The following is a 24,665-nucleotide window of genomic DNA, read 5'->3' as shown; positions in this document are numbered from 1 at the left end:
AATGGTGATGGGCATCCTCGTCTATCGAGAGGTTGAACTGCGCCGCCGGCGGGGGACGGGCGGCAACGTGCTGCCCTTCCCCGGTCTCGGGACTCCACTTATCCAGCACTAGGCAGCGACGCCGGACCTGTAAGAGGCCATCGGATAGCGCATCCCTGTCGGTGATTGTTCACGTTCTTGAGCAGCACTTCATGCGGATCCTGCACGGCCTGGTGATTGTCGCAGATCGGCGACAATCGGGCCGACGATTGCCTTGTGCAGCCGTTCCGCCTCGATCTTGAAGCGGGCGAGCTGTTCCTGCGAAACGTGTTGTGAGGGGTTTTCGTCTTGACCATGGTAGCGAACTCCGTTGAGGGGATCGCCGCAAACGGTTCTTGCACAAAAAAGCCCGTCGCGGTGAGCGACAGGCTATTATGACATCAGGGATTAGAACTTGTAGGCGATGCCGAAGCGAACCTCGTTGGTCTTCAGATCAACGTCGGCATTGACCAGACCACCAAAGGATTCTGTACCGAAGTCGGTATAGCGATACTCGCCTCGCAGCAGCAGATTGTCGGTCATGGCATAATCCAAGCCCACGCCTATCGTCCATCCTGTGAATGTATCTCCGAACGAAGGTCCGCCTCCATTATTACTTATGTCGACATCGCCAAACGCAACGCCACCCGCAATATAAGGAAGAAAGCGATCAACGGCATATCCTAGGCGCAGTCTTGCCGCCGCACTCCAGTTGAGTTCTTCGGTGGCGATGCCGCCCGGGATCGGGATACCAGGAGCGCTGAAGACTTGGCCGCTGCCATCAACATTCGCATATACGACGTCCAGCTCCGCGCCAATCACAATGTTATTGGACATCTGATAGTTGTAACCGGCGTAGACGCCACCAAGGAACCCGTCGGGATCTGTGTCGACAAAGCCCGGCCCACCGATTTCGTCTATGTTGCCATTCCCCCAAGCATAGCCTGCCTGTAGGCCGACATACCCACCCGTCCAGCTAAAGACCGGCGCGGCTTCTGCAACGATGGCATCGGCAGCATACGCCGACGAAGCCAGCAGAGACAACGACAGACCAAGAAGCAGCTTCTTCATAGGTGATCTCCTGTAACTAACCTTTTTGGTAGCAGAGCGCGCCGATTGATGCAGTTGTTTTTCTGCCACAGTTGGCCGAATTCAAATCGGCCGCCCGCACTTACATGAGAACCTTATGCCAACTCGCTGGTGGCGATCGGATCGCCCCTCGCCACAGTGGGCAACTGCTCGGCCACCCAAACTGTCCGGAACCTTCAGGCCGGGAACACTCATTCCGGTATCCCAAATTTAACATCGAGGAGGGTACGATAAAGGCTGTCGACCTCCTTGTCGTCGAACGCCTCGGTCAGCTCGCTTTCCGCAATCCCCTCAGCCTCTGCGTCGGCGATTAGGCGCTTTGCGAGCTGCTCGATCTCCGCTCGCTCTTTCGGCGCACCGGCGTCGGATAGATCGTGTTTTTTTATCCATTGGTTCAAAAATAGGACGGCCGGCTTGCTCATTCGGAAACACCTGGGGCAAAGTGCACGACGGCATCGACCAGCGTCCGATATAGGATATCAACCTCTTCGTCGATCTCTTCGCGCTCGATCGTCAAGGCTTTAGCGTCGGCATACAATTTGTGTATGTACTCACTTACCGAAACGGCGTCGGTTTTAGCCGTTTCGGGGAAATTGTTGCCGATCCAGCGATCGAGAAAGTTGACGCCGCGTGTGCTCATGAAGCCTAAGCTCGATCCAGCGCTTAGGTTCCAGCAGGGCGCTCGACGGCAGCTTCGTCGACCTCGGCTTCCATTTCGTCGTTGACAGTCTTGGTCTTGCCGAAGGCGGCCACCGGCTCACCGTCAAAGCCCTGCAGCCACGCGTCGGCATGCTCTCCCCAGTAGGCTGGCACCGCACGTCTCCTTGCCATCCTTGCTCGCTTGGGCGTACATCCAGGCGTAGGTGGCGCGCTCCTGATCTTTCCTAGCCACGGCCATCTGTGTCATCCTCTCGGAAGTCCTGCAGTGAGGCGTGGCGCAGGTCATCCTCGCCGCGCAGGTGCTTTACGCGGCCGATCAGCCCCGGCTTGACCCATTGCGTCGCAGGCCGCTTCATGACGCCCTTGGGCGCCGTGCCTGGGTGCTCTTGGACGCGTTTCCATAGCCTCTCGCGCATTTCCCGGTTCAAGGTGACGAACGCGCTGCCGACATAGCGCCCTGTGCCCCGCTCGGCCATGAGAGCGAAAGCCGGCTTGCCCGCTTCACGCTCGACGCCGAGCAGATCGAACTCGTCGATCGCATAGCACTTGGCCTTCAGCCAGTTGGCTGACGGACCGCTGCGGTATTTGCTGTCCTTCCGCTTCGACACCATGCCTTCAAGTCCGGCTTGGTCGAGCAAGTGAAGGATCGCCTTGGCTTCGCCGGGCAGAGGCTCGCTGAACTGAATACGCCGCCCGGGCTTGATCATGCTGGCCAGGATCTCGCGCCGCACCTCAAGCGCCATGTCGCGCAGATCGTGCCCATTGAGGTGCAATAGATCGAAGGCGACGAAATAGAGGTCTTGCTGTCGGCGGGTGATCGCTTTGCGCAGATCGCCGAAGTCCGAAAGGCCAGCTTCGTTCAAGACGATGATCTCACCGTCGACAATCGCGCTTTCGGCACCAAGGCGCTTGGCCTCTCTCACCAGGTCGCGATATTTCGCAGTCCAGTCGTGGCCGTTGCGCGTATAAATGCGTGTGCCGTCTTCATCGATGATCATCTGCGATCGGTAGCCGTCGAACTTGACCTCGTGGGTCCAGCCTTCACCCTCGGGAGGGTTCTCCACAAGGGTCGGCATCAACGGCTCGATGAACTTCAAACGCATGCACTGATCCGCCCTCCGGCGATTCAATAAGATTGAGCTAAAATAGTTCCGAAACCGGAAATCAGCCTCTTGGGTGCAACAAACACGTCAACTCGGCGTTGCGGGATGAGCGAAGGAGGAATCGATATGGCCGACGACAAGAGCAAGCGGGACTTTCGCGATCGGGACCAGGTCTCGGCCGATGAGGATTATGAAGTCGAGTATTTCGCAGCCAAGGCCGGGATCACCCCGCAGCAGGTCAAGGAATTGATCGCGAAGCACGGCAACCAACGCGAAACGCTGGAGCGAGAAGCGAAGGCTCTGCGGAAATAATGACCAGGCTATCGGATCTCGGCAGACCAATAACTGGGCACCGACATGAAGGCCCGCCCGCGAGCGAACTCGCGCATTTCCTCCCTTGCCCTGTTTGCGGGCAACAGATCGATATGCGCGATTTTCGCCAGGTCGCTTATCATGCCGATCCGGATCACGATCAGCCTCTCGAACTAGACGCTTAGGAACACAAGTGCCGAAATACCACGTTGAGGAAATGGATGGCGATACCGTGACGGCTACCCACATCGTGCACGCGACAACGCCGATCAGGGCGGCGCGGGAAGCGACGGAGCGCGACATCACTCTGCGCACCACCGAGCCCATCTGGATCAGGGTTGCCGACGAGAAGCGCGGGCACGTCTTCGAATACTGTTTCAGCCTGTAGCTGACGATCCAACTCGGCTGGCTGAGTTTTTGAATGGCATACCATGCCGTCGACCTCGATACGCAAGTTCGACTATGACCCCAGCACCAGGGTTCTCTCGGTTTGGTTTGTAGCGAGCGGGAAGCATTACGAGTTTTTGGACGTACCTGCTGAGGCCGTTGCCGCGTTCAAAGCTGCCTTTGCCAAGGGCGTCTATTTTAACAGCCACATCCGCAATCGTTATGCATTCCGGCTCGCGGCAGGGAGGGTAGCACCCGCTTCGGGCGATTAACAGAATCTCAGATTCGAGGCGGCCCGCGCCACCCCAGGGGAGCAACTGTGCGAATTGACCCAGGTTCCGAGGGCAAACGAAAGAGCCCGCCGGCCGGGGCCAGCGGGCGCGTTTTATACTAAGCTAGGTGTTGGGCCTATTTGCCCATCATCATCGCAGCTTTGCAGAAGTTTTCATGGGCCTGTCGGACAGGTCTGCCACGACGCGTGACCCACGGCGACGGGTCGGCAAACAGCGCACTCCTGCGCATCCACTGGGCTTACGAAGTCGGTCGGCTGCTCTGCGATCATAGTGCCTTGTCGGAGAACCGCGCTGAGCTCCGCGCAGTCACCGGTCCTGCAATACGGCCGGATCTATGATCAAAGCGCTGAGCAGGAGCCATTCGGGGTCTACGCCTGCCGCCCGGTATTTATTGTCACAAAAAGGGGAACAACGGCAGCTCGGCCGTGTTGGGAGCACAACATGTATTTCGTCAAAGTGCTTTTGGCTGCGATCGCCATCGGTCTCATCAGCCCGGGGGCAATGGCTCAGACCGCGACGACGTCCCCGCAGGAATTTGTCAAAGCAGCTGCGAGTTCAGACATGTTCGAGATCCAGTCGAGTGAGTTGGCGCTGCGGAAATCGAAGACATCACGAGTGAAGGAATTCGCTCGCATGATGATCAAGGACCACACGAATTCTTCCAAGCGGCTCATTGCGGCGGCAAAGAAGGACGACGTCGCAGTGGCACCGGAGATGACAAGCAAGCATGCTGCCCAATTGGAAGCATTGAGCAACGACAGCAGCGGGGCGTTCGATAACGCCTACGTCGACGCCCAGGTTGCAGCGCACCAGGAAGCCCTGACGCTGATGACCTCCTATGCGGAAAACGGTCAGGAAAAACATTTGGCGGCCCATGCGAAAAAGACCGCGCCGGCTCATCCGGCAGCATTTCAAACATGCCCAGCAACTGAGCAAGAGCGGTTCTCAGGGCTGAGTGGATCTGGCCACGACGTTGGTTCTTCGCGGCGCTGTGGAGTCTGTGCCAACCCTCTGGCACTGCCTCCGCCCCCAGGGACGCTGCAACCTTCAAGCGGTCGTCGATGCAGGCTCTAAAGGGTGCGTCGCTCAGGTAGTCCGGCGTGCAAGCACCAGCGTCGTCGAATTTGCCAAACGAACAGGAGACCTGACATGCCAAAGCAAAACGAGACCTCGCATTCGAGACGAAGTGACTTCGCCAATGATGAACCCATTCGCCCGGAGGATGCCGCCGTGTTGGACAGCCCCGTGGGCCACGAAGACAGGCACGGCGCGGAGCCAGGTTTCGGGGGAGCCGACGATGTCGACCAGCCGATCGGCGCAAGGCCCCGCAGCGAAATTACCGGTCGTCATGATGAAGGGGCAGGCGCCAATGAGACGATCGACGGCTTAAGGGAAACCGAGGAACTGACCCGCAGCTACGCCGAGGACATACCAACCGGTGACAATGATGAGGAGGAGGAAGACATCCCTGTCTTCGAAAGAGGCCGAAGCAACACCGAACTCTGAGCGCGCCAGGTTGAACCCCGCACGGTGAGGAACATGACAATGAGCACATTCGGACTTCGGGTTGCGTCTTTGGGGCTCCGGGCTTTTTTGGGACTGGCGGCCTCGCTGACTTTGGGCGTCGAGGCATCTGCGCAGACAAGTCAGCCCGCGCAGCAATCCGGCGACTCGTCGCAAACAGCCAAGCAGGGTCGACTGCCGGCGCAAGGATCGTCGCCGACCGCCAAGGATGATGTCGGCGTTGACGTCTCGCTCGGCCGGCCGGAGGTGAAGCAACAGGTTGCAAGACATCTGGGAGTGGCTGAGACCGAGTTGCCACTGGCGGTGCACGTGCCGATCGCGCTCGCTTCGCAAGTCTGCGGGCAAGAGGTATTTACCGCCCGCGCCAATGTAAACCGAAGCTGCACCGCGACGAAATTCATTCCGGAAATCGCCGAGGCGGCACGCAACCATCCACAAACCTCCGCGGTACCGGAGCAGTAGCACCGAAAATGTCCGAACCCGGCGCGACGGTCGTGCCATGCTTACCCGAGGGTAGCGCTCCAACCCGGGGTAAATCAGCCAGCCCCACCGCCGTCTGTTTTTGGCGGCATGCATGATGGCGTTCGCCGCCATCTCTTAACCAATGTGAATGCTGTTGCTCCGCAGCCACGCTACGAGATCCTGTCCGAAGCGGAGGCAGGCAGATGCCACTGGAATCCCTGATCGATCAATATGTGAGCAGCCGCAAGCGGCGGGGTCTTTTGTCGATACGGCACGCTCTCGAGGCGTTGAAAGAGGCCGTTCCGGCGCTGTCGATCGGCGAAAGCCATCTTGTCAATATGATCGCCGAGCGAGCGCTCGCCTTTGGCCTCGCCATCCACTTCGATCATTCCGGCGAGAATGCCGGGTAAGACATCCACGAGCGTCTGCTGATGCTACAGGACGAGGAACTCGGTGTTCGCGTAGCTTCATTGCCTGGTGGGCGGATCTTTCCGAGGCTGCTCCCATCCGTGTTCTGGGCGGGTGGTTAAAGTCGCCGAAGCGATGCCACGGCGTGCACCGAGCCCACCCCGGCGTTGGACAAGCTCCCCCAGCTTTCGCCAGTTGGAGCTTTCGTCTACTCGCAGCAGCCCTAGCGAGGCTCGATCAGCCTCCGCGTTGGGCGGTCTCGGGTTTTGCTCCAGCGGGCGGTTCGGGCCGGCGAATTGAGGTTGAAAGGAGAAGATGATGACGGACAACAAAACCGAGCGTGATTTTCGCGACAGGAACCGGGTCTCGTCCAACGAACGCAACGAACTCTTCCATTTTGCCCAGCAGAACGGCATCACGCCTGAGCAGGTGATGGAGCTCATCAAAGCCGCCGGGAATGACCGCGCCTCGTTGCGGCTGCGAAGGAATTGAAATCAGTTTCCCGGGGCGGCTCGCTTACGGCATGAAGCCTCGCTGCCGAGGAGAACCTTGAGCCGTGGTGAGAATTTGAGTGTAGCATCATCCTGACGCACACGCGGAGCAGGTCGAGCGTGAAAGTGAAAATTGTACCCCTGCCCAACATGAGGCAAGCGCTGGAGGTTCGAGGCTGCGCAGATCGGCTATGGTCACCCCGAACCATAATCCACTCCAACCCGAGTCCTGGACGCACGGCGTGGCACCGAGCCTACTTCCTGCCGTCGTTCAATAATAATCCCGCGCCGCAGTCAGCCAGCGAGATCACCGTCGTCTGCCGGACGCGTGTCGGCTTCCAAACTGACAACGCACAGCCTTTGTAGCGACGCTTTCCAGCCACGATCACCTGCGCAGCTTTGCCGCGCTCGCTGCGCACCAATAAATTCCATCTCCTTCCCTCAAACTGATCTTGCGCAGGCGGTCGTTTTGCCGCTGGCAGGCGCTGTCCTTCCGCTTCGATCGCGGCAGCGCCCAGTATCAACGCTGGCGGATCAAACCGCACAATCAGCACCTCAAAGCTGATCAGCAGAAGGAGCAGCGAATCAGGATCTTGTCGATCAGGGTCCAAAGGGCCGAGCACATATGTCTGGGCACGGTGACCGTGGCATAGCGGGCGCTGCAATGATGGCGTCGGCGCCCGGAGCCGGAAAGCCCAACTAAGAAAATCGTCGGCGGTGCCGATCTCGAAGAAAATTCTAGCCCGGCACGGTGAACAGGCTGGGGGCCGCATCGCGATATAGGGTTCAGCACAGCTCCGGCGGCACCACGTCGATCGACCCACTCCCGCTCGACGGCCCCGGCTACGTCCATGGTCAGCACGCGCAGCATGGTCAGCTGGCGCTTCACCGCGCGCAGATCGCGACGGTCGGTCTCTTTCGGCTCATGAAAACGTCACTCTGCTTTGCTAAACGCGGTGCTGGACCGGGTTACCACGCGTCAGATTTGGATCATCACCTTGCCGGCCTCGATTCTCGCCGGATAGATCGCGAGATTGACGCAGACCGGCGCGCCCTTGGCCTGGCCGGCCGCAATTGAAGCGGCCAATATGCTTCAAGGTATTGGATGACGTCGTCGATCACCAGCGCTTCGGCCGGATGCGCCTTCTCATGCGTACAATATCCGTCGGTGGCGAAGAACTCGTCATCGGGCGAGCGGCAAACCGCGAAGGTGCGGCCGCGAAGATGGAAGCGGATGACATCCTCTTCCGAGATGTCGTCCACCGCGCACGCTTCAATCCAGTCGGCCATCTCCGGTCCGGCAAAATTCGCGATCGCTATTCGGCCGCCGCCGACATATCGACCTGGTGAAATTCGCCGCGATAGGGTCTGGCTGTCGGCGGCAATTTCCGCTTGAGATAGAAATCCTCATATCTCAGCTGTCGAAGCAGCACCGGCCAGACTTCGCGATAGGCATGCCACATGGACGGGTTCGCCGCCGGCAGGTCGTGCTTGATCAGCTCGTGCAGTCTTGGCAGCGCATGATAGGGCACCATCGGGAACATATGGTGTTCGACGTGATAATTCATGTTCCAGTAGATGAAGCGGCTGACCGGGTTCATGTAGACGGTGCGCGTGTTCAGCCGGTGGTCGACGACATTGTCGGCCAGGCCGATATGCTGCAGCAACCCTGTCAGCACCATGTGCCAGCTGCCATAGAGGCGCGGCAGGCCGATCAGCACCAGCGGCAGCAGCGACCACGTGAACAACGCCAGCCCGACTGTCGCCGCATAGATGGCGACATGCCAGCGCGCAGCGATCACCGCCTTGTGCTGCTCCATTTCGGGGATATAGCTCTTCTCTTCATCGGACAGCTTGCCGAACGCCTGGCGCACCAGCGCCGGCAGCGAATAGCGGAAATCGAGAATACCGGTGAAGGCGAGCGCCGCCCGCAGCAGATCTGGGGGGCGCATGACGGCGATTTCGGCATCGCGGCCGACGATGATGGTATCGGTGTGATGGCGGGCATGGCTCCAGCGCCATTGCACTGGGTTGCGCATCAGCATGAAGCTTGAGATCTGGTAGACGACATCGTTCATCCAGCGCGTCCGGAACGCGGTGCCGTGGCCGCATTCGTGCCAGCGCGAGTCGCTCGACGAGCCGTAAAGCACGCCATAGACGAACAGGAACGGCACCACCCACCAAGTGCCCCAGAACCATACGATGCCGGCGGCCGACAGCAGGATCGCCGCGACCCAGATGATCGTGTCGCGGATCGCCGGCCCGTCGGAGCGCTGCATCAGCTCCTTCATGGCCTTGCGAGGCACGTCGGTGTGATACCACTCGGCCGAGGCGAGCCCGGTCTCGATGGCGCGCTTGGTGCTTTCACCGACCAGGCTGTAGTCACGCTTCCTGCTTGCCGTCATCGTCATCTCCGCTTTCCCGCCTGCGCTCCGCAAGGGCCGCCTGGGGTCGGCCGGGCCGCGCCTGCTTCCGTATTCCGGCGCACTTCCCGCCCGCCGCGGCAACCGATCGTGCGTTTCAAGCCGGTCACCCCTGCAGTCTCGCAAAAGCGCCGGACGGCGCAGGGTAATCCTGTTGCGGCTGCCGGGCGATCGACCCTATCCTCGCTTCCGCTTCGGCGATCTGGCCGGCACCGTCGAGCACCCGGAACACGGCGTCATAGGAGCGGCTTTCGCCATGGTCCAGCCAGATCATCTCGCCCCGTTCGCGCGCGGCGAGATTGCCCAGAACATGATGCGTCGAGGGTTCGATTCCCAACGCATATAGGCCGGCCTGGAAGTTCTGCCACTGATAGGTGCAGGGCAGCTGATCCTTGCGGGTCACGACCTCGAAGCCGAGGCCCAGGTGGTCATTGACGACGGCTACCGGCACCTCGCCCGCCGCATCGGCGCCAAGCTCGTGCTCCCAGACCTGCTCGCTGAATCCCAGCTGCGGCGCCGGCACGGTTCGGTAGCCGACCTTCTGAGCCTCGTAACGATCGCCGGCGTGCGCCGCCCAGACGACATCCCGGATCGGCGCCAGGTAGCGCGAACCCTCGTCGAGCAGGGGATGGCTGACATTGACGTGATAGAAATACATGTGCGGCGTGCGGCTGAAACCATGATTGACGACGCGGTCCGACAGCCGGATCTCGCTTCCGCCGACATCGGCCTCGATGCGGCGCAGCAAATGGAGATCCTCGCCGAACACGGTTGCCTGCTGGACGATGCCTTCCGCCCACAGCACGCAGCGGTCGCCGTCCCAGGCCTCGCCGTAGCCGTTCAGCCGCGCCGGCACGGTGCCGATGCGGCCATGCAGCGAGTGCAATACCCGCTTGCGCCCGGGATAATTGTAGCTTTCGGCCGGCACGTCTTGCCGGCCCAGTATATGATCGAGGCCGCAGGTGACGAGCAGCCCCGAGAACGACCGGCCAAAGGCGAAGCCGTCCTCCCCTTCATGCTCGTGCAGTCCGGGGTGGCGAAAGCCGCTCGGCGAATGCCAGCCGATCGCCTGGCCCCGGAAGTCGCAATCGGCGATATCGAGCGCCCGGTCGACCAGCGCCGTGAAGCGCAGGCCGGAGCCGGTGCGGAACTCGAGCATCCGGATGCCGCGCTCCACGCCGTCGCCGAGCGTCATAAGCCGCACACCGGCAAACTGCGACAGCATGCCGGACCGCTCGGCCACCTGCCTTCGCGACAGCGTCTTGCCGTAAAGCTCTACCATGCGACGTCCTTCACTTTGCCCTCGCCTCCTTGAGCAAGGCCGACATGTCGGCGCCGGTGATGATGCTTTCCACCGTCAACAGGTCGGTGTCGGCGACCGTCTGTTCCGCGACGATTTCGCCGCGGCGCATGAGGATGATGCGGTCGGCGACCTGGAACACGTGGTGGATGTTGTGGGTGATGAGCAGCACCGAGTGGCCGGCGTCGCGCACCTCCTTGACGAAGCGCAGCACGCCGTGGGTTTCCTCGACGCCAAGATTGTTGGTCGGCTCGTCGAGTATGATCACCTTGGCGGCGAACTGCATGGCGCGCGAGATCGCGATCGATTGCCGCTCACCGCCCGAGAGCGTGCTCACCAGCGCATCTGCATCGAGCTTTTTCGAAATGCCGACCCGCTTCAGCAGCGCCGAGGCGGCGTTGCGAAGCTTGGCGAGATCGAGCGGCGCGAACACGCCGAGCCAGCCGAAATTGACCGGCTCCCGGCCCAGGAAAAGATTGCGCGCGATGCTGAGGTCCGGCGCGAGCGATGTGTCCTGATGGATGGTCTCGATGCCGAGGTCCATCGCGTCGCGCGTCGAGCGGATCGATGCCTTCTCGCCGCGCACGAAGATGTCGCCGTGGTCGGCCGGGAAGACGCCGGAGATCGCTTTGATCAGCGTCGACTTGCCGGCGCCATTGTCGCCGAGCAGGGCAACCACCTCGCCTTCGTTGAGGGTGAACGAGGCGTTCTTCAGCGCACGCACGTTGCCGAAGGACTTTTGCAGGTTTTGCAGACGCAGCACTTCCATCGTCAGCTCCTTGCGGCGTTCTTCTGCAGCAAAGCGTGCAGGATGAGCATGGCGAGGATGATGACGCCGACGAAGATGTTGTATGCCAAGCCCGGCACGCCGATCAGCACGATGCCGTTGCGGATGGCGCGCAGCATCAGCGCGCCGACGATGGTGCCGAGGATGGTGCCGCGCCCGCCGGTGAGCGCCGTGCCGCCGACCACCACCATGGCGATCACTTCGAGTTCGTAGCCGGTGCCGGCCACCGGCGAGGCGGCCGAAATCCGGAACGCGCTGATCATGCCGGCCAGCCCGGCCACCACCGAGGTCAGGATGAACAGCCAGATCTTGACCGCGTCGGCCGGCACGCCGCGCGCCACCGCTGCGTTGCGGTTGCTGCCGATGGCGCTGATCCAGTTGCCGAGCTTGGCGTAGCGCAGGATGTAAATCGCCAGCAGCGACAGGCCGATGAACCACCAGAGCGAGGTGTAGAACCGGAACGAGCCTACATTGAAGCTGCCGGCAAGCAGCGTGACGAAGAAGCCGGGCTGGTCCCACGACTTCAGGGGGAATCCCTGCGTGATGTAGAGCGCCGCGCCGCGCACGACGAGCAGCATCGACAGCGTGACCAGGAAGGAGGAAATGCCGATCTTGGTGACGATCAGCCCGTTGATGGCGCCGATCGCGATGCACAGCACAAGCCCGGCCAGGAGGGCGACGCCGATGTCGATACCGCCATTCTGCACCAGCAGCATCACCACGACGGGCGCAAGGCCGAACACGGCGCCGACCGATAGATCGAACTCGCCCGCCGTCAGCAGCAGCGTCATGCCGAGAGCGATGATGCCGAGCTCGGGCAGGAACGCCATCATGTTGGATATGTTGAGCGGCGACAGGAAGTTGCCGTCGGCGATGGCGAACACCACGAGCAGCACGATGAGGATGATGAGCGAGGAGAATTGCGGCGAACGCAGCAGCGCAGACCTGCCCTTCGCTCGCTGCGTGTCGTCGTCTGCTGTGATTGCCATATCTGTCAGGACCATGCGTTTCGTCCGGCGCCCGCCATTTCGGGGCGGGCGCCGATTGTCGTCACTTGTTGTAGAGTTTCAGGATCGGCTCGACGCTCGAGGCGTCGTAGAGGCTGAATGTGTGAATGTCGTAGCCGATCGGCTCGCCAGAGGCCGCTAGCCCGAGCAGCGCCACCGGCATGAAGCCCTGCGCCGACGGGTACTGCCAGGCCGCAGCATTGACGAAGCCGGACTTGACCGCCTCGGCCGTCTCCTTTGAGTTGCCCCAGCCGACGACCGGGACCTTGCCGGCCGACACACCGGCCCCGTCGAAGACGCGTTTGATGCTTGCTGCCACGGAATCGCCCAGTGCAATGATTGCCGGCGGATTGTTGGCGACCATGTAGTCGGTCATCTTGGCGATGATGCCGGCCGGGTCGGTGCCGCAATCGACCACGTCGTACTTGATGCCGAGCGGATCGAAGACGCTGGCGATGCCCTCGGTCTCGAGCTGCTGGTAGCTGGCGCCCGGCACTTCGACCGGCAGGAACACCTTGTCGCCCTGCTTCACCATCTTGTGGTCGACGAGATACTTGGCCCAGATGACGCCCGCTTCCCTGAGGTCGGCCCCGACATAGGCCTGCCGCCCGGTCGCCGGATCATCGGTGTTGAAGAACACGATCGGTATGCCGGCGGCCTTGGCGGCCTTCACCTCCTCCGTCCACAGGCCGGGCTGAGCCGAGGTGGTAGCGATGCCGTCCGGCTTGGCGGCGAGCGCCGAGTTGAAAGCCTCCTTCTGCGCCGCCATGTCGCCGCCGCTGAACGAGATCTTGCAGGTCACCTTGAGCTGGTCACAGGCCTTGGTCGCGCCGGCATTCCAGTCGATCCAGAACGCGTCCGAAGGGCCACCATGCGACAGCAGATAGAAGGTCTTCTGGCCGTCCTGCGCGAATGCCTGCAGGCTCAAGGAGACCCCGGCTACCAGCGTTGCCGCGGCAGCCACTTTCAATGCGAATTTCAACATTCATTCCTCCCTTGGTTGGAGTTGCGCCGCCATGCGCCGGCGGCGCAACCGGCACTCACAGGCCGTTGGCGCGGAACTTCCCGTCGAGAAATGTTTTCGCGCGCGGCACGTCGTCTTCAGAGAGATGCTCGATGATGACCGGGATGTTTGGGTGCTTTTCCGCCAGCCGCTGCAGATAGAGATCGTAATTCAGCGATCCCAGCCCGGGCGCCGGCAGCTCGATCTCGCCGACGCCGCGGAACGTGTGGCTCTCCATCGCATCCTCGTCGCCGATGTCGGCATGCTTTTCCGACTTGTCGCTGCCCGAACGCTTGACGTCCTTGGCATGCGCGATCTTGATCTTGTCGGTCAGCGTGTCGAACACCTGGTTGAGGATCTGGTCCATTTTGTCGATATTGTGGGTCTCGAAATAGTTGGTCGGATCCATCAACAGGCCGAGGCCGGGATGGTCGACCTGGGCGAACATCTTCACCGTCTCCTCGACCGAGCCCACGACGTTGTTGACGTAGGTCTCGAGGAGGAAGACCGCGCCGTGGTCGTAGGCGGTCTGGGCAAGCTCGGCGATCACCTTGCGGCATTCCTCGAAGCCTTCCTCGGTCTTGTTCTTCGGGTGATGCACCCAGTCGGATTCGGTGTTGTATGTGCCGGTCTCCGAGATCACGTAGGGCGAGCCGAAGTCGCGGGCATTGCGGATGATCTCCTTGAGATAGCCGACGCGCTTGTCGCGCTCGGATTTGTCGGGATGGATGATGTTGGTGTAGCCCGACACGCAGCAGATCGGCAGGTTGTTGTCGCGGAAGACGTCGCGCACCTGCTTGGCCTTGTCCTGGGTGATCTGCCCAGCCGACAGATCGATATCCTTAAAATGCAGGTCGAGCTGCACCGTGTTGAAACCGAGCCCGCGGATCTTCTTCGCCGTCTCTTCGAGGCCGTACGGGAAATAGCCCGTGAAAATACCTGCCTGCATCATGATGTGAATTCCTCCCTGTAAGCGATTCAGTTGGCTGATTTTATCGAGATTTCGGAAAGCTTGACGGTGCGGCCTTGCGCCATCGAGCGATAGCCGGCCTCGACCAGCGCCATCGTCTTGACGTTGTCGGCCACCGATAATGCCGGCGGCGCGCCTGTCTTTACCGCATGCTGCAGTTGCTCCATGACGCCGATGAAGGCATGCGGGAACCACATCGTGTCCCAGCTCGGGCTGACCCATTCGCCGCCGGTCGTCTCGGTCGAGGCATAGGTCAGCGTCGAGGCCACGCCTTTCGGCCAGCCGATCGTGCCTTTGGCGACACCCTTGGTGCCGTCGACGCGCCAGTTGATGTGCTGGTCGTCCAGATAGCCCTCCTGGCGCGGTCCGGACCAGACATCCTCCAGCGACACGGCGAGCACGCCGGAGGGAAAGCGCAGCGTCGAGACGGTGATGCCGTCGCTATGCTCGAACGCCGTGCGCGGGTCCTTGCGTGTCAGCGTGGTGATTTCCGAGGGATCGCCGAACAGGAAGCGCAGCACGTCCAGATGGTGCACGCTCATATTGGCGAGCGTCAGCCGGTGGTAATCCTCGAGGAACCCCTGCCAGTGCGGGATGGCGTGCATGTCGATCTGCGCGAAGACGATGTCGCCCAGCGCGCCGCCGTCGATGATCTGCTTCAGCACGCGCATCGACTGGTCGTAGCGCATGTTCTGGTTGACCGAGAGGATCTTGCCTGACTTGGCTGCCTCGTCGCGCAGCTTCACGGCTTCATCGACCGACAGCGCCAGTGGCTTCTGCGCCAGGATCGCCTTGATGTGAGGCTGCTTCAGCGCATGGCGGATCAGCGCCGGCTGCAGATCGGGTGGAAAGGCAAGGTCGACGATCTCGACCTCAGAATCCTCGATCAGCTGTTCCGGCGTGTCGTGGACGGTCGGGATGTCCCAACGCGCGGCGACCTTCTGCGCATTGGAACGGGTGCGCGAGGCGATCGCCACCACGTTGAACTCCGCTTCGCGATAGGCTGCCAGATGGCACTCGGCCATGATCATGCCAGCGCCGATGCAGCCGATACGGTATTCTTTCGTGCGGACCTTCACGTCCGGCTCGAAGCCTTCGCTCGCCATGTCTTCCTCCCGAAATTCTGTTTTCGCAGCCGCGATCATCTCGCCAACGCGCCTCCGTCCTGCCCGAAATAATGCACCCGGGCCGGCTCGCAGGATATCGCTACCACCGCATCCGGCCTGATGTCGGGCTGGCCGCGCAGCAGCGCCTTCAGCCGCGCCTCTCCGGCGGCGAGCGTTACCACCGTGTAGCCGCCAAGGGGCTCGACCTCGAATACGCGCGCCGGGCGGCCAGCGCCCCCTTCGACCCAGGGCCGGACCTTGATGTCCTCCGGCCTGAGCCCGATTTCGATCGCGTCGGCCGGAGCAGCGCGATCGTCGATGCTGACCGTGCCTTCGGCGGCCTCGAGGCCATCTTCGCCGCGAACGGATTTGAGGATGTTCATCATCGGCGAACCAAGCAGTCGCGCCACATAGGTGTTCGCCGGGCGGTCGTAGATCTCGGACGGGGCGCCGATCTGTCGGATCCTGCCATTCTCCAGAATCGCGATGCGGTCGGCGATCGACATCGCCTCTTCCTGGTCATGGGTGACGTAGATCAGCGTCTTGCCGAGTTCGCGCTGGATGCGCTTGAGCTCGACGCGCGTTCCCTCGCGCAGCCGCGCATCGAGCGCAGAGATCGGGTCGTCCATCAGATAGGCGTTCGGGTCGCGCACCAGGGCGCGGGCTATGGCCACGCGTTGCCGCTCGCCACCGGAAAGCTGCGCCGGCGGCTTGTGCAGAATATGGCCGATGTGGAGCTTGGCGGCCACATCGGCGACACGCGTTTCGATCTGGGCCTCGGCGACCTTGCGCTCGACCAGCGGGAAACGCACATTTTCGCGCGCGCTCATATGGGGGAACAGCGCCAGGTTCTGGAACACCATGGCGACATTGCGCTCGGCCGGCGAGACGGTGTTGACCGGTTTGCCGCCGATCAGGATCTCTCCGGCGTCAGGCGTCTCCAGCCCGAGCACCAGGCGCAGGATTGTCGATTTGCCCGACAGCGGCGGCCCGAAGAAGCAGAAGAATTCGTTGTCATTGACGGTGAACGAGGCGTCGTCGACGGCGAGCGTCGTGCCGTAACGCTTGCTGACATTGCGAAAGACGATATCGGCCATGTCAACCTGCCTTCATCGCAATGCCGCTGCGGGCATCGAAGACACACACGGACGATGCCACGGGGGCGACGACGGCAAGCTCGCCGATCGACAGTCCGACAGCATTGTCGAACACCGCCTTCACGGCGGTCTCGCCATCGCCGAGATGGACGATGGTCCTCGCGCCGATCCGCTCGACGAAGCTCACCGGCATGGCGAGGCCCTGCCCGCTCTGCACCAGCGACACCTGTTCGGGCCGGAAGCCGTAAAGCACCTCAGAGCGCGATCCGCGCAAGGTGGCGGCCAGCGCATCCGGCAGCGTCGGCGTGACCCCCAGTGGCCCGAGATCGACCACCAGGCCCCGGTCGCTCTCCGCCGGCCTTCCCTTCAGCAGGTTCATGCCCGGAGCGCCGATGAAGCGGGCGACGAAGACATTGGCTGGATTGTTGTAGACTTCCAGCGGCGTTCCCACCTGCTGCAGCACGCCGTGATCCATGACGGCAATGCGGTCGGCCATGGTCATGGCCTCGAGCTGGTCATGGGTGACGTAGACCATCGTCTGCCTGAACTGGCGCTGCAGCTGCTTGAGCTCGGTCCGCATTACCGCCCGGAAGGCGGCGTCGACATTGGACAGCGGCTCGTCGAGCAGGAAGATGGCCGGCTCCATGATCGCCGAGCGTCCGATTGCCACCCGCTGCAGGATGTTGACCGAGAGACGGTCGGCCTTGCGGTCGAGCAGCGGCGTCAACTGCAGCAGCTCGGCGGTGGCGCCGACGCGGCGGTCGATCTCAGCTTTCGCCGCACCGCGCATCCGCGGCCCATAGGCAAGGTTCTGGCGCACCGTCATGTGGGTGAAGATGGCATAGTTCTGGAAAACGAAGCCGACGCCGCGCCGGCCCATCGGCACGCCGGCCATGTCGCGCTCGCCGAACAGGATCTTGCCGCTGGTCGGCTCCTCCATGCCGGCGATCATGTTCATCGTCGTCGACTTGCCGCAGCCCGAAGGCCCGAGGAGCGCCATGAACTCGCCATCGGCGATGTCGAGGTCCATGGTCTTCAGCGCCGTGAACTCGCCAAAGGTCTTGACCAGGTTGCGCAGCTGGATCGCGCTCATGCCGGCACCAGCCTTGCCCGCGCCATGCGCTTCATGGCGAATACGGCAACGATCGAAAGCACGACCAGGATGGCCAGCGCGATCGCCGCCACATAGCCCCAGATCAGGTCCTGCGTCGAGACCTTGTAGATGTAGACGGAGATCGTCTCCGTGGCGACGCCGGGGCCGCCGCCGGTCATGATGTAGAGCGTGTCGAAGATCTTGAAGTTCTCGATGACGCGGATCGCCAGCGCGATGATGATGATCGTCTTCATCTTCGGCAGCACGATGGTGACGAAGCGCTGCCACGGGTTGGCGCCGAGCAGGGTCGCCGCCTTGATCTGGTCCTGCGGCACGCCGACCAGGCCGGCAAGCAGGATCAGGAACATCAGCGGCGTCCACTGCCAGATATCGGCGATGATCACCGCGATCAGCGCCAGTGTGGGGTCAGACAGCCAGGCGATGGTGACGCGGGAACCGCTGAGTGCCGACAGGATGTCGTTCAGCGGCCCGCCCGACTGGAACAGCATGAAGAACATGTAGCCGGCCACCGCCGGAACCACCATCATCGGCATCAGCAGGATCGAATAGAAGATCCGCTTGCCCGGAAAATCGTCCGCGAACAGCGTCGCCAATGCCAGGCCAAGCAGGAATTCGACGGGCACGCACACGACCATGACGATGGCCGTGCGCCTCAGCGCGCTCCAGAAGCGCGCATCGGCGGCAAGGTCGGTGTAGTTGGCGAAGCTGTTCCACATCTCCCATGCGTTCCACCAGCCGAGGCCGGAGAGCGGCGACCAGTCGGTGACGCTGATGTAGAGCTGCATCAGCAGCGGGAAGACGGAGATGAAGAGCACCAGGATCTGCGCCGGCAGCGTCAGCCGGAATCCCAGCCGCGTTCCCTCGTCCCGCAGCACGGGCTTGCCAAGCGCGGCCTTTGCGTCCTTTGAGACAGTCACGGTCACCGCGCTCATTGCTTGAGCGCGCCGAAGGTCAGTCCGCGCACCAGATGGCGCTGGATAGCGATGCCCATGATGACCGGCGGCACCGCGGCGACAAGACCGAGCGCGGCCTTGGCGCCATAGAGCTGCCCGGTCATCGAGGAGGACAGCGAGGCCATGTAGACGGGGATCGTCACCCATTCACGCGTCGTCAGCAGCAGCGCGATCAGATAGTCCGACCAGTTGAGGATGAAGACGAAGAGGGCGGCGCTGGCCAGCGGTGCGCGCATCATCGGCAGCGTGATGCGCGTGAAGACGCGCAGCCGCGAACAACCTTCGACAAGCGCCGCTTCCTCGATCTCGCGCGGCATGTCGTCGAAGAAGGTCTTCATGAGCCAGAAAGCGAACGGCAGGGTGACGATGCCGTAGATCAGGGCCAGGCCAAACCAGCTGTCGGTGAAGTTCAGGAAGGCCCACATGATCATGACCGGGATCATCACCGCCATTGGCGGAAACAGCCTGAGCTGGATCAGCGCCAGCGGCAGGTTCTGGCCGGAGCCGAAACGCGACAGCCCGTAGGCCGCAGCCGTGCCCGCCGACATTGCGATCGCCGTGCCGAACACCGAAGACAGCAGCGACGACAGGATCGGCTTCAGCGCGGTGCGGTCGAGCGCCACGATCAGATTGTTGTTGGACTCGCCGAAGACGAACTGGAAATTGCCGAGCGTCGGGTTCTTCGGCCACCATGTCAGGTCGGCGCCGGTCGCCGACCATTCGGCGATCGGCTTGAGGGCCATCGACACCATCCACAGGATCGGTACCAGCGTCACCGCCATCGCCGCGAAGATCGCGGCGTAGCGGAATATCTCGAAGGGGACGGAACGCTTCATCTGGCTGCTTTGCTGGTGGCGTTGACTGCGGCGGGGAGGAACAGATGCTCCTCCCCTCCAGCGCTGATCCAGGGAGACGGATCAGCTGATCGGGTCGAGAACCGTCGGCCAGGCCTCCTTGTTCGTCCTGATGGCTTCGAGCAATTTGTCCTCGCCGATGCGGCGGGCGATCTTCTTCCACTCCGCTTCCGTGTCGGCCATCGCCTGTTCCGCTGTCTTGGCCTTGGTCAGCGACGCCATCAGATTTTCGTCCAATGCGTTGTGGAAGGCGGTGGCGCCGGGATAGTTGATCGTCGGCACCGTGCGGGCGACCGTCTCGCGCACCACGTCGATGTGGTAGGCGTGGTAGGTCTGGCGCACCAGCGGATCGGAGAAATCCGAGAGCCGGAACGGATCGAGATAGCCGCCCGGATTGGCGCTCATCCAGGCATAGATGCGGGCGGAGCCCAGCCACTGCAGCAAAAGGTAGGCGACCTCCTGGTTTTTCGACTGCGACGAGACCATGCCGGTCAGCGAGAACCACAGCACGGAACGGCTGATCAGCTTGCCGTCGACTTCGCGGCCGGGCGGCAGCATCGAGCCGATCTTGCCGGTGACGGCAGAATCCTTGTTGCCGGCATTGTCGAGGAATTTCGGCAGGTTCGAGAAGGCGCAGGTCATCGCCGCGCCGCCCTTGGCGAAATTTCCATACTGCTCCGGCCAGCCCCAGGAGATCGCGTCCGGCGAGTGATGAACCAGCGAGCCGACATATTCGTTGGTGGCGGCAATGCCGTGCTCGGAATTGATCAGCGGCTTGCCGTCGTCGCCGAACAGGAACTGGTTGGGCGATGCCATCGAGACATAGCGCTGATACCAGTTGGTGTAGCCCCAGCCCTGGTTGCGCAGGTCGGTGGAGCCGAACAGGCCCTTGTCGGGCCGCTGGAAGAAGCCCGCGATGTCACTGTGCTGCTTCCAGGTCTTCGGCGGCGCCAGATCGTAGCCGAATTTGTCCTTGAACGCCTTCTGCTCGGCAGCGTCGCCGAACAGGTCGGTGCGGTAGACCCAGGTCTGGAAGTCGCCGTCCAGCGACACGCCATAGTTGGACCCGCGATATTTGTTGAGCAGCGACACGCCCTTGGCGCCGTCGACATAGCCGGTCTTGGGATCGTCCCATTCGGGCTTGTACTGGGCGACGAAGTCGTCGAGCTTGGCGATGCCGCCGGTCTCGGCAAGGTCGCCGAGGCGGTTCCATTCCGTCGAGTAGATGTCATAGGCCCCACCCTTGGTGGAGATGTCCTGCATCGTCTTGGTGAATTCCTGGCCGTTCGGCAGGCCGACGATCTCGATCTGGATGCCGGTCTCCTTTTCCCACAGCTCCTTGATCGACGGCGCACCCGCAGGGAAAGGCTGTGTGAGTTGGCCAATCGAGCCATCCGACAGGCCAAGTACGATCTTGGCCGGTGCCTTGCCAGCTCCCTTCAAGGCCTTGGCCGCCTCAACGGCACGGCCTTCCGGCGTGTCGGCGCCATATTGATAGCGCTCGGCGCCCTCGAAACCGGTGGGGCCGCCGACCATGCCTGGCGCCAGCGCGTCGGCCGCAAGGGCACGGCCGGGACGGATGAATTGCGGGGCGATACCTGCCGCGGCTACGAACACCGCCGCCTTTCCTCCGGACGCCAGCAATCGGCGTCGCGATATGCGGATCAGATCAGACATTGGAATTCCTCCCTCAGGGCCAATGTTTCCTCCACGAGCCCATTGAGGGATATTGACGGCAGCACCGGAAGGCTGTCAACATCATAAATACTCAAAATACATCGTAACACCGCAACCGCGGAGAAAATACGTCATGCAAAGGTCGACACACGGGCTCAATGCCTCGATTTGATGGGAAATCTGCCTTTCTGGCACGCGACTATCACGCCGGGCGACGCGATTTAGCCCAACCTCCTTGCGCATCGGCTAAGGCTCGATACATCATTTCCCATCAGAATCGCTGATGGCTGGCAGCTGTGGCGCCGTCGGACGGGCTAGCGGCATTGTGCGATCTGATGCATTGAGGAGATGAAGACGGTGCGTTCCACCTTGACTGACATAGCCCGGGAAGCCGGCGTTTCCGCCGCCACCGTCGACCGCGTGCTGAACAACAGGCCCGGTGTGCGGGCGCGCACGCGTGAGATCGTGCTCGAAATGGCGCAGCGCCTCGGCTACATCGCGGAGGGCCCGAACGGAGCGCCGCCCAGGCCCTCACCTGGAGAGGTCATCCGTCTCGACTTCGCTCTGCCGGCCGGCACCAATTCCTTCATCAAGATGCTGCATCGACACATCGAGGCGCAGGCCCTAGCGCGCCCCGATCTCGACGTCCACATCGCCACCATAGAGGGCTTCAACCCCGACCGGCTCGCCCGCCTGCTGCAAGAATTGCGTGGACAGACACAAGGCGTCGGCGTGATCGCGCTCGATCATCCAACGGTGCGCGAGGCGATCCGCTCGCTGTCAGCCAATGATGTCAAGGTGGTGACCATCGCCTCCGACATCCTGCATGTTCCGAGAGTGGCCTATATCGGCATCGACAACCGCGCCGCGGGGCGGCTGGCCGGCTATCTGCTCAACCGCTTCATGGGATCCGAACGCCCAAGCAAGGTGGCGCTGTTCGCCGGCTCGCTGTCCTATCGCGGCCATGAGGAACGCGAGATGGGATTCCGGCACATCTTGACCGAGGAGTCGCCCAATCTCAAGATCGTCGAGATGCGCGAAATGCTGGATGACCGAGAGAAGGCTTATTCGGAAGCATCAGCGCTTCTGGACCGGCACCCCGATCTTGCCGCGATCTACAATGTCGGCGCCGGCAACACCGGCATCGCTCGGGCGCTCAAGGAGCGTGGACGCGCCAAAGACATTCTCTTTCTCGGCCACGAGGTGACAGACGGCACCAAGGAACTTTTGTTGGATGGGACGCTCGATGCGGTCATAGATCAAAATCCGCGCGTCGAGGCGCGGGAAGCGCTCAACATTTTAAGCCACTCTGTCAGGCACCTGAACTATGAACCGCATCAACCACGACTTCAGGTGATCTTCAAAGAGAATATACCTGAAATCTGATCAATGGATCCGTGATCGTATCGCAAAGCACAGCGTTGGCGTCGCCACCGGTCCCAAATACGAACGAGAGCCCGAATGATCTCGTCAAAGCCGCCGATCTGGCACTATTCCGTGCGAAGTCGGAGGGCCGAGATCGGGTCGTGGTTGATGGTGCATGAGAAGGCCGTCGCCCGTTGCAACTCGGTCAGCCTTTCCGAACCTAAAAAGACCAAGTCCACTCATAGCACCGAAGTCGCGAACGATTGGGGCGAAGAGGGTTCTGGATGTCGGCACGAAGCCGATGAATGGCATACGCCCGTCCGTCCGCGACGATCACCTGAGGCATCGCCCCGGCCCCAGGCGCACGAGCAGATATGTCGCAGGCAACCTCGTGTGTTATACACGCACGCTGACTTTTTGGGTCGGACACGAGATCGATGGACCAGGAAACGCTTCTTGCCGCAGTCCTCTTAGCTGATGTCGTGGGCAGCACGCCACTCTATGAGCGGATCGGAGACGATGCCGCTCTACAGCAGGTCTCGGATTGCCTGGACACGATGCGCGAGATCGTCGCCAAACACGGTGGTGATTTCATTTACTCGAAGGGCGATGACATACTCAGCCTCTTCGAGAGCCCGGAAATGGCGCTGACGGCCGTCTGCCAAATCAGCCACCAACTGACTAAAGGTCCGTTAAGCGCCCGTATCGGATTGCATTTCGGGGCGGTCATTCGCGCGCGGGGCGCGATATTCGGTGACGTTGTCAATGTCACCGCAAGGTTGTCCACCACGGCGAACCCCGGAGAGGTGCTGATCAGCCAGAGCTTCTGCGAAGCCCTTTCCCCGAGAAGCCGCAAGGGCCTGCGGCTCCTCGACAAAATGGCCTTGAAGGGGAAGCAAGAGTTCTTCGATGTCTATACCCTGTGGAGCGACGATGGGGGCCCCGGTACGCAGATCACCAGCCATGGCGCCACTACAGATAGACGCTCGGTCCTGCCGCGGCAGATTCATCTGGTCATCCGCTACAGAGATCAGCTGCGATCCTGTCGAAACGGCGAATCCGTGACAGTCGGCAGATCGGCGGAATGCGATATCATCGTCGAGCGGCCCTGGGTATCGAGGCGCCACGCCGCCTTCACCATATTGAATGGCAGAGCTCGGCTTCTCGAACGAAGCTCTTCGGGCACATTTGTGTCCATGGGACTGGGCCATGAAGTATTCGTACGCCGTGAAGATATTATCCTCTTCGGCTGCGGCGTCATCTCGCCTGGAGTGAAGTCGGCACTCGACGAAGCCCAGCTTCTTCACTACGAAATTGTCTCGGATTGACCCGGCCCGGCTACTAGCTCGACCGGTTTCGAGGTGGTTCGCTGCGCCCTCAATGTCGCGCCGTACTCTTTGACAGCCATTGGAATCGACCGTTCACAAATGTGCCAAGGCCAATCCAGGAACGTCTGCTCTCGAAGTTGGACTGCGAAGAGCTGACCTCCGTTTCCCTCGCTGAGTTCGACGGAGCCGCGGGCCGGTGCATCTCCCTCGCAGCATGCGGAGTTCTATCTGCTCCTAAGCCACATTCGGCAGGTGGATGGCTTCGGCAGCAAGCTGGCCCGCTCGATCGATGACGCGCTAGGTCTTGCCGCGAAAAGGCCGGTGCGTGGGAATTGTGCTGGACTGTCGGCCAGACAATGAGCTGGCGACGGGAGCGGCCGGCTGAAGCGGGATGCCCGGACCAATTCCCTGCCCTGTGTCGCCTTGATATCCCCAGGTGCTGAAGGTCAGCACCGGCTGTTGCAGCCCGGGGTCGACGAACGCTTCATCAGACCATTTGCGCCGCAATAGCTCCTCGAACACCTGCGAAGGCTCGCGATTGGGCTACCGTCACGAAAATTGGCCCAGAAGCGCAGACCACTGACATATCGCGGCGTCGAGATGGAGCTCGATACCACCGTCTTTGCAGCACCGGGGAAAATTCCTCTTGGGCCGATCGAGTTCAAGTTGCTGCGCCACATGGCTCGAGAATCCTGAAAGGTGATCAGCCGTGATGAATTCATCGCAGCTGGCTGGTCGCAGAAAGCCAGTGTGAGCGCCCAGGTGGTCGACGTTCACATGAGCCAGTCGCGAAAGTTGTTGAAGCAGTCGTCGCAGAGTTGCCATTCGCACCCTGCGGCTTGCCGGCTATTCTCTCGAAGACACTGCGGGCTGACGATCTCGGCGATTGGGTTCAGAAAGGTCGCTGCGTGAGGCCGCAAGGGGACCGACCCAA

General features: G+C 61.7%; 28 protein-coding genes and 1 pseudogene. 10 read left to right on the top strand and 19 right to left on the bottom strand.

What is annotated here, in order from left to right; all coding sequences use genetic code 11:
- Positions 1-426: 426 nt before the first annotated feature.
- The 5 genes from NKH22_RS23420 to NKH22_RS23400 form a co-directional block, all read right to left on the bottom strand.
- Positions 427-1,089, bottom strand: a complete 663-nt coding sequence (locus NKH22_RS23420) for an outer membrane protein (RefSeq protein WP_023673148.1) — start codon at positions 1,087-1,089, stop codon at positions 427-429.
- Positions 1,090-1,298: 209 nt separating this feature from the next.
- The gene (locus NKH22_RS23415) at positions 1,299-1,529 is read right to left on the bottom strand and encodes a DUF768 domain-containing protein (protein ID WP_023690431.1); all 231 of its coding nucleotides are present in this window, start codon (positions 1,527-1,529) and stop codon (positions 1,299-1,301) included.
- Positions 1,526-1,747 carry a DUF768 domain-containing protein gene (locus NKH22_RS23410; RefSeq protein ID WP_023690430.1) on the bottom strand — a complete coding sequence of 74 codons (222 nt, stop codon included), beginning with the start codon at positions 1,745-1,747 and terminating at the stop codon, positions 1,526-1,528. The genes NKH22_RS23415 and NKH22_RS23410 overlap by 4 nt, the downstream gene beginning before the upstream one ends.
- A gap of 23 nt (positions 1,748-1,770) precedes the next feature.
- The gene (locus NKH22_RS23405) at positions 1,771-1,920 is read right to left on the bottom strand and encodes a hypothetical protein (RefSeq protein WP_023673151.1); all 150 of its coding nucleotides are present in this window, start codon (positions 1,918-1,920) and stop codon (positions 1,771-1,773) included.
- Between the two features lie 71 nt (positions 1,921-1,991).
- Positions 1,992-2,870 (bottom strand): ATP-dependent DNA ligase, encoded by an 879-nt coding sequence (locus NKH22_RS23400; RefSeq protein ID WP_286456741.1) that lies wholly within the window; start codon positions 2,868-2,870, stop codon positions 1,992-1,994.
- Positions 2,871-2,996: 126 nt separating this feature from the next.
- On the opposite strand from NKH22_RS23400, the gene NKH22_RS23395 reads away from it, so the two are divergent.
- The 8 genes from NKH22_RS23395 (at position 2,997) to NKH22_RS23360 (ending at position 6,748) form a co-directional block, all read left to right on the top strand.
- A complete protein-coding gene (locus NKH22_RS23395) occupies positions 2,997-3,182 on the top strand; it encodes a DUF3606 domain-containing protein (RefSeq protein ID WP_023693356.1) in 186 nt (61 codons plus the stop codon).
- Between the two features lie 193 nt (positions 3,183-3,375).
- Positions 3,376-3,570: a hypothetical protein gene (locus NKH22_RS23390; RefSeq protein ID WP_156936064.1), complete on the top strand. Its 195-nt coding sequence runs from the start codon at positions 3,376-3,378 to the stop codon at positions 3,568-3,570.
- A 43-nt stretch (positions 3,571-3,613) separates the two neighbouring features.
- Positions 3,614-3,841 (top strand): KTSC domain-containing protein, encoded by a 228-nt coding sequence (locus NKH22_RS23385; protein WP_352911157.1) that lies wholly within the window; start codon positions 3,614-3,616, stop codon positions 3,839-3,841.
- A 462-nt stretch (positions 3,842-4,303) separates the two neighbouring features.
- Entirely contained in the window at positions 4,304-4,936 is a 633-nt protein-coding gene (locus NKH22_RS23380) for a DUF4142 domain-containing protein (RefSeq protein ID WP_352911154.1), read from the top strand.
- A gap of 75 nt (positions 4,937-5,011) precedes the next feature.
- Positions 5,012-5,368 (top strand): hypothetical protein, encoded by a 357-nt coding sequence (locus NKH22_RS23375; protein WP_352911151.1) that lies wholly within the window; start codon positions 5,012-5,014, stop codon positions 5,366-5,368.
- Between the two features lie 39 nt (positions 5,369-5,407).
- Positions 5,408-5,848: a hypothetical protein gene (locus NKH22_RS23370; protein ID WP_023707404.1), complete on the top strand. Its 441-nt coding sequence runs from the start codon at positions 5,408-5,410 to the stop codon at positions 5,846-5,848.
- A 203-nt stretch (positions 5,849-6,051) separates the two neighbouring features.
- A complete protein-coding gene (locus NKH22_RS23365; RefSeq protein WP_023673164.1) occupies positions 6,052-6,258 on the top strand; it encodes a hypothetical protein in 207 nt (68 codons plus the stop codon).
- A gap of 316 nt (positions 6,259-6,574) precedes the next feature.
- On the top strand, positions 6,575-6,748 hold the full coding sequence (locus tag NKH22_RS23360; protein ID WP_023700486.1) for a DUF3606 domain-containing protein: 174 nt from the start codon (positions 6,575-6,577) through the stop codon (positions 6,746-6,748).
- A gap of 253 nt (positions 6,749-7,001) precedes the next feature.
- Here the strand turns inward: NKH22_RS23360 and NKH22_RS23355 are convergent, their stop codons facing one another.
- The 14 genes and pseudogenes from NKH22_RS23355 to NKH22_RS23290 form a co-directional block, all read right to left on the bottom strand.
- Positions 7,002-7,358: a hypothetical protein gene (locus NKH22_RS23355; RefSeq protein ID WP_352911148.1), complete on the bottom strand. Its 357-nt coding sequence runs from the start codon at positions 7,356-7,358 to the stop codon at positions 7,002-7,004.
- 368 nt (positions 7,359-7,726) lie between these two features.
- Positions 7,727-8,037: pseudogene (locus NKH22_RS23350) on the bottom strand (Rieske 2Fe-2S domain-containing protein).
- 26 nt (positions 8,038-8,063) lie between these two features.
- Positions 8,064-9,158: a fatty acid desaturase family protein gene (locus tag NKH22_RS23345; RefSeq protein WP_352911145.1), complete on the bottom strand. Its 1,095-nt coding sequence runs from the start codon at positions 9,156-9,158 to the stop codon at positions 8,064-8,066.
- A 118-nt stretch (positions 9,159-9,276) separates the two neighbouring features.
- A complete protein-coding gene (locus tag NKH22_RS23340; RefSeq protein ID WP_352911142.1) occupies positions 9,277-10,452 on the bottom strand; it encodes an aldose 1-epimerase family protein in 1,176 nt (391 codons plus the stop codon).
- A 10-nt stretch (positions 10,453-10,462) separates the two neighbouring features.
- Entirely contained in the window at positions 10,463-11,245 is a 783-nt protein-coding gene (locus tag NKH22_RS23335; protein WP_352911169.1) for an ATP-binding cassette domain-containing protein, read from the bottom strand.
- Positions 11,242-12,246, bottom strand: coding sequence for an ABC transporter permease (locus NKH22_RS23330; protein ID WP_050586906.1), 1,005 nt, complete (start codon positions 12,244-12,246; stop codon positions 11,242-11,244). Before NKH22_RS23330 ends, NKH22_RS23335 begins: the two co-directional genes overlap by 4 nt.
- 61 nt (positions 12,247-12,307) lie before the next feature.
- Positions 12,308-13,249, bottom strand: coding sequence for a sugar ABC transporter substrate-binding protein (locus tag NKH22_RS23325; protein WP_352911140.1), 942 nt, complete (start codon positions 13,247-13,249; stop codon positions 12,308-12,310).
- Between the two features lie 55 nt (positions 13,250-13,304).
- Positions 13,305-14,219 (bottom strand): sugar phosphate isomerase/epimerase family protein, encoded by a 915-nt coding sequence (locus NKH22_RS23320; protein ID WP_352911137.1) that lies wholly within the window; start codon positions 14,217-14,219, stop codon positions 13,305-13,307.
- A 26-nt stretch (positions 14,220-14,245) separates the two neighbouring features.
- Positions 14,246-15,343 (bottom strand): Gfo/Idh/MocA family protein, encoded by a 1,098-nt coding sequence (locus NKH22_RS23315; RefSeq protein WP_352911134.1) that lies wholly within the window; start codon positions 15,341-15,343, stop codon positions 14,246-14,248.
- Positions 15,344-15,378: 35 nt separating this feature from the next.
- On the bottom strand, positions 15,379-16,440 hold the full coding sequence (locus tag NKH22_RS23310) for an ABC transporter ATP-binding protein (protein ID WP_023697395.1): 1,062 nt from the start codon (positions 16,438-16,440) through the stop codon (positions 15,379-15,381).
- A gap of 1 nt (position 16,441) precedes the next feature.
- Complete coding sequence (locus tag NKH22_RS23305) at positions 16,442-17,533, bottom strand: ABC transporter ATP-binding protein (RefSeq protein ID WP_023697396.1); 1,092 nt, start codon at positions 17,531-17,533, stop codon at positions 16,442-16,444.
- Positions 17,530-18,486 carry a carbohydrate ABC transporter permease gene (locus tag NKH22_RS23300; protein ID WP_023713725.1) on the bottom strand — a complete coding sequence of 319 codons (957 nt, stop codon included), beginning with the start codon at positions 18,484-18,486 and terminating at the stop codon, positions 17,530-17,532. Before NKH22_RS23300 ends, NKH22_RS23305 begins: the two co-directional genes overlap by 4 nt.
- Positions 18,483-19,343: a carbohydrate ABC transporter permease gene (locus NKH22_RS23295; protein ID WP_023697398.1), complete on the bottom strand. Its 861-nt coding sequence runs from the start codon at positions 19,341-19,343 to the stop codon at positions 18,483-18,485. The genes NKH22_RS23300 and NKH22_RS23295 overlap by 4 nt, the downstream gene beginning before the upstream one ends.
- Before the next feature lie 81 nt (positions 19,344-19,424).
- Complete coding sequence (locus tag NKH22_RS23290) at positions 19,425-21,038, bottom strand: extracellular solute-binding protein (RefSeq protein ID WP_352639233.1); 1,614 nt, start codon at positions 21,036-21,038, stop codon at positions 19,425-19,427.
- Between the two features lie 357 nt (positions 21,039-21,395).
- Between NKH22_RS23290 and NKH22_RS23285 the strand changes: the two genes are divergently transcribed.
- Both NKH22_RS23285 and NKH22_RS23280 read left to right on the top strand, forming a co-directional pair.
- Positions 21,396-22,424, top strand: a complete 1,029-nt coding sequence (locus NKH22_RS23285) for a LacI family DNA-binding transcriptional regulator (RefSeq protein ID WP_023669472.1) — start codon at positions 21,396-21,398, stop codon at positions 22,422-22,424.
- A gap of 416 nt (positions 22,425-22,840) precedes the next feature.
- Positions 22,841-23,731, top strand: a complete 891-nt coding sequence (locus NKH22_RS23280; protein ID WP_023669471.1) for an adenylate/guanylate cyclase domain-containing protein — start codon at positions 22,841-22,843, stop codon at positions 23,729-23,731.
- The last annotated feature ends 934 nt before the right edge of the window (positions 23,732-24,665 follow it).

Source organism: Mesorhizobium sp. M1252, assembly GCF_040318265.1.
GTDB lineage: Bacteria > Pseudomonadota > Alphaproteobacteria > Rhizobiales > Rhizobiaceae > Mesorhizobium.
The sequence above is the reverse complement of the archived record's forward strand: the minus strand, read 5'-3'. Positions and strand labels throughout refer to the sequence as shown.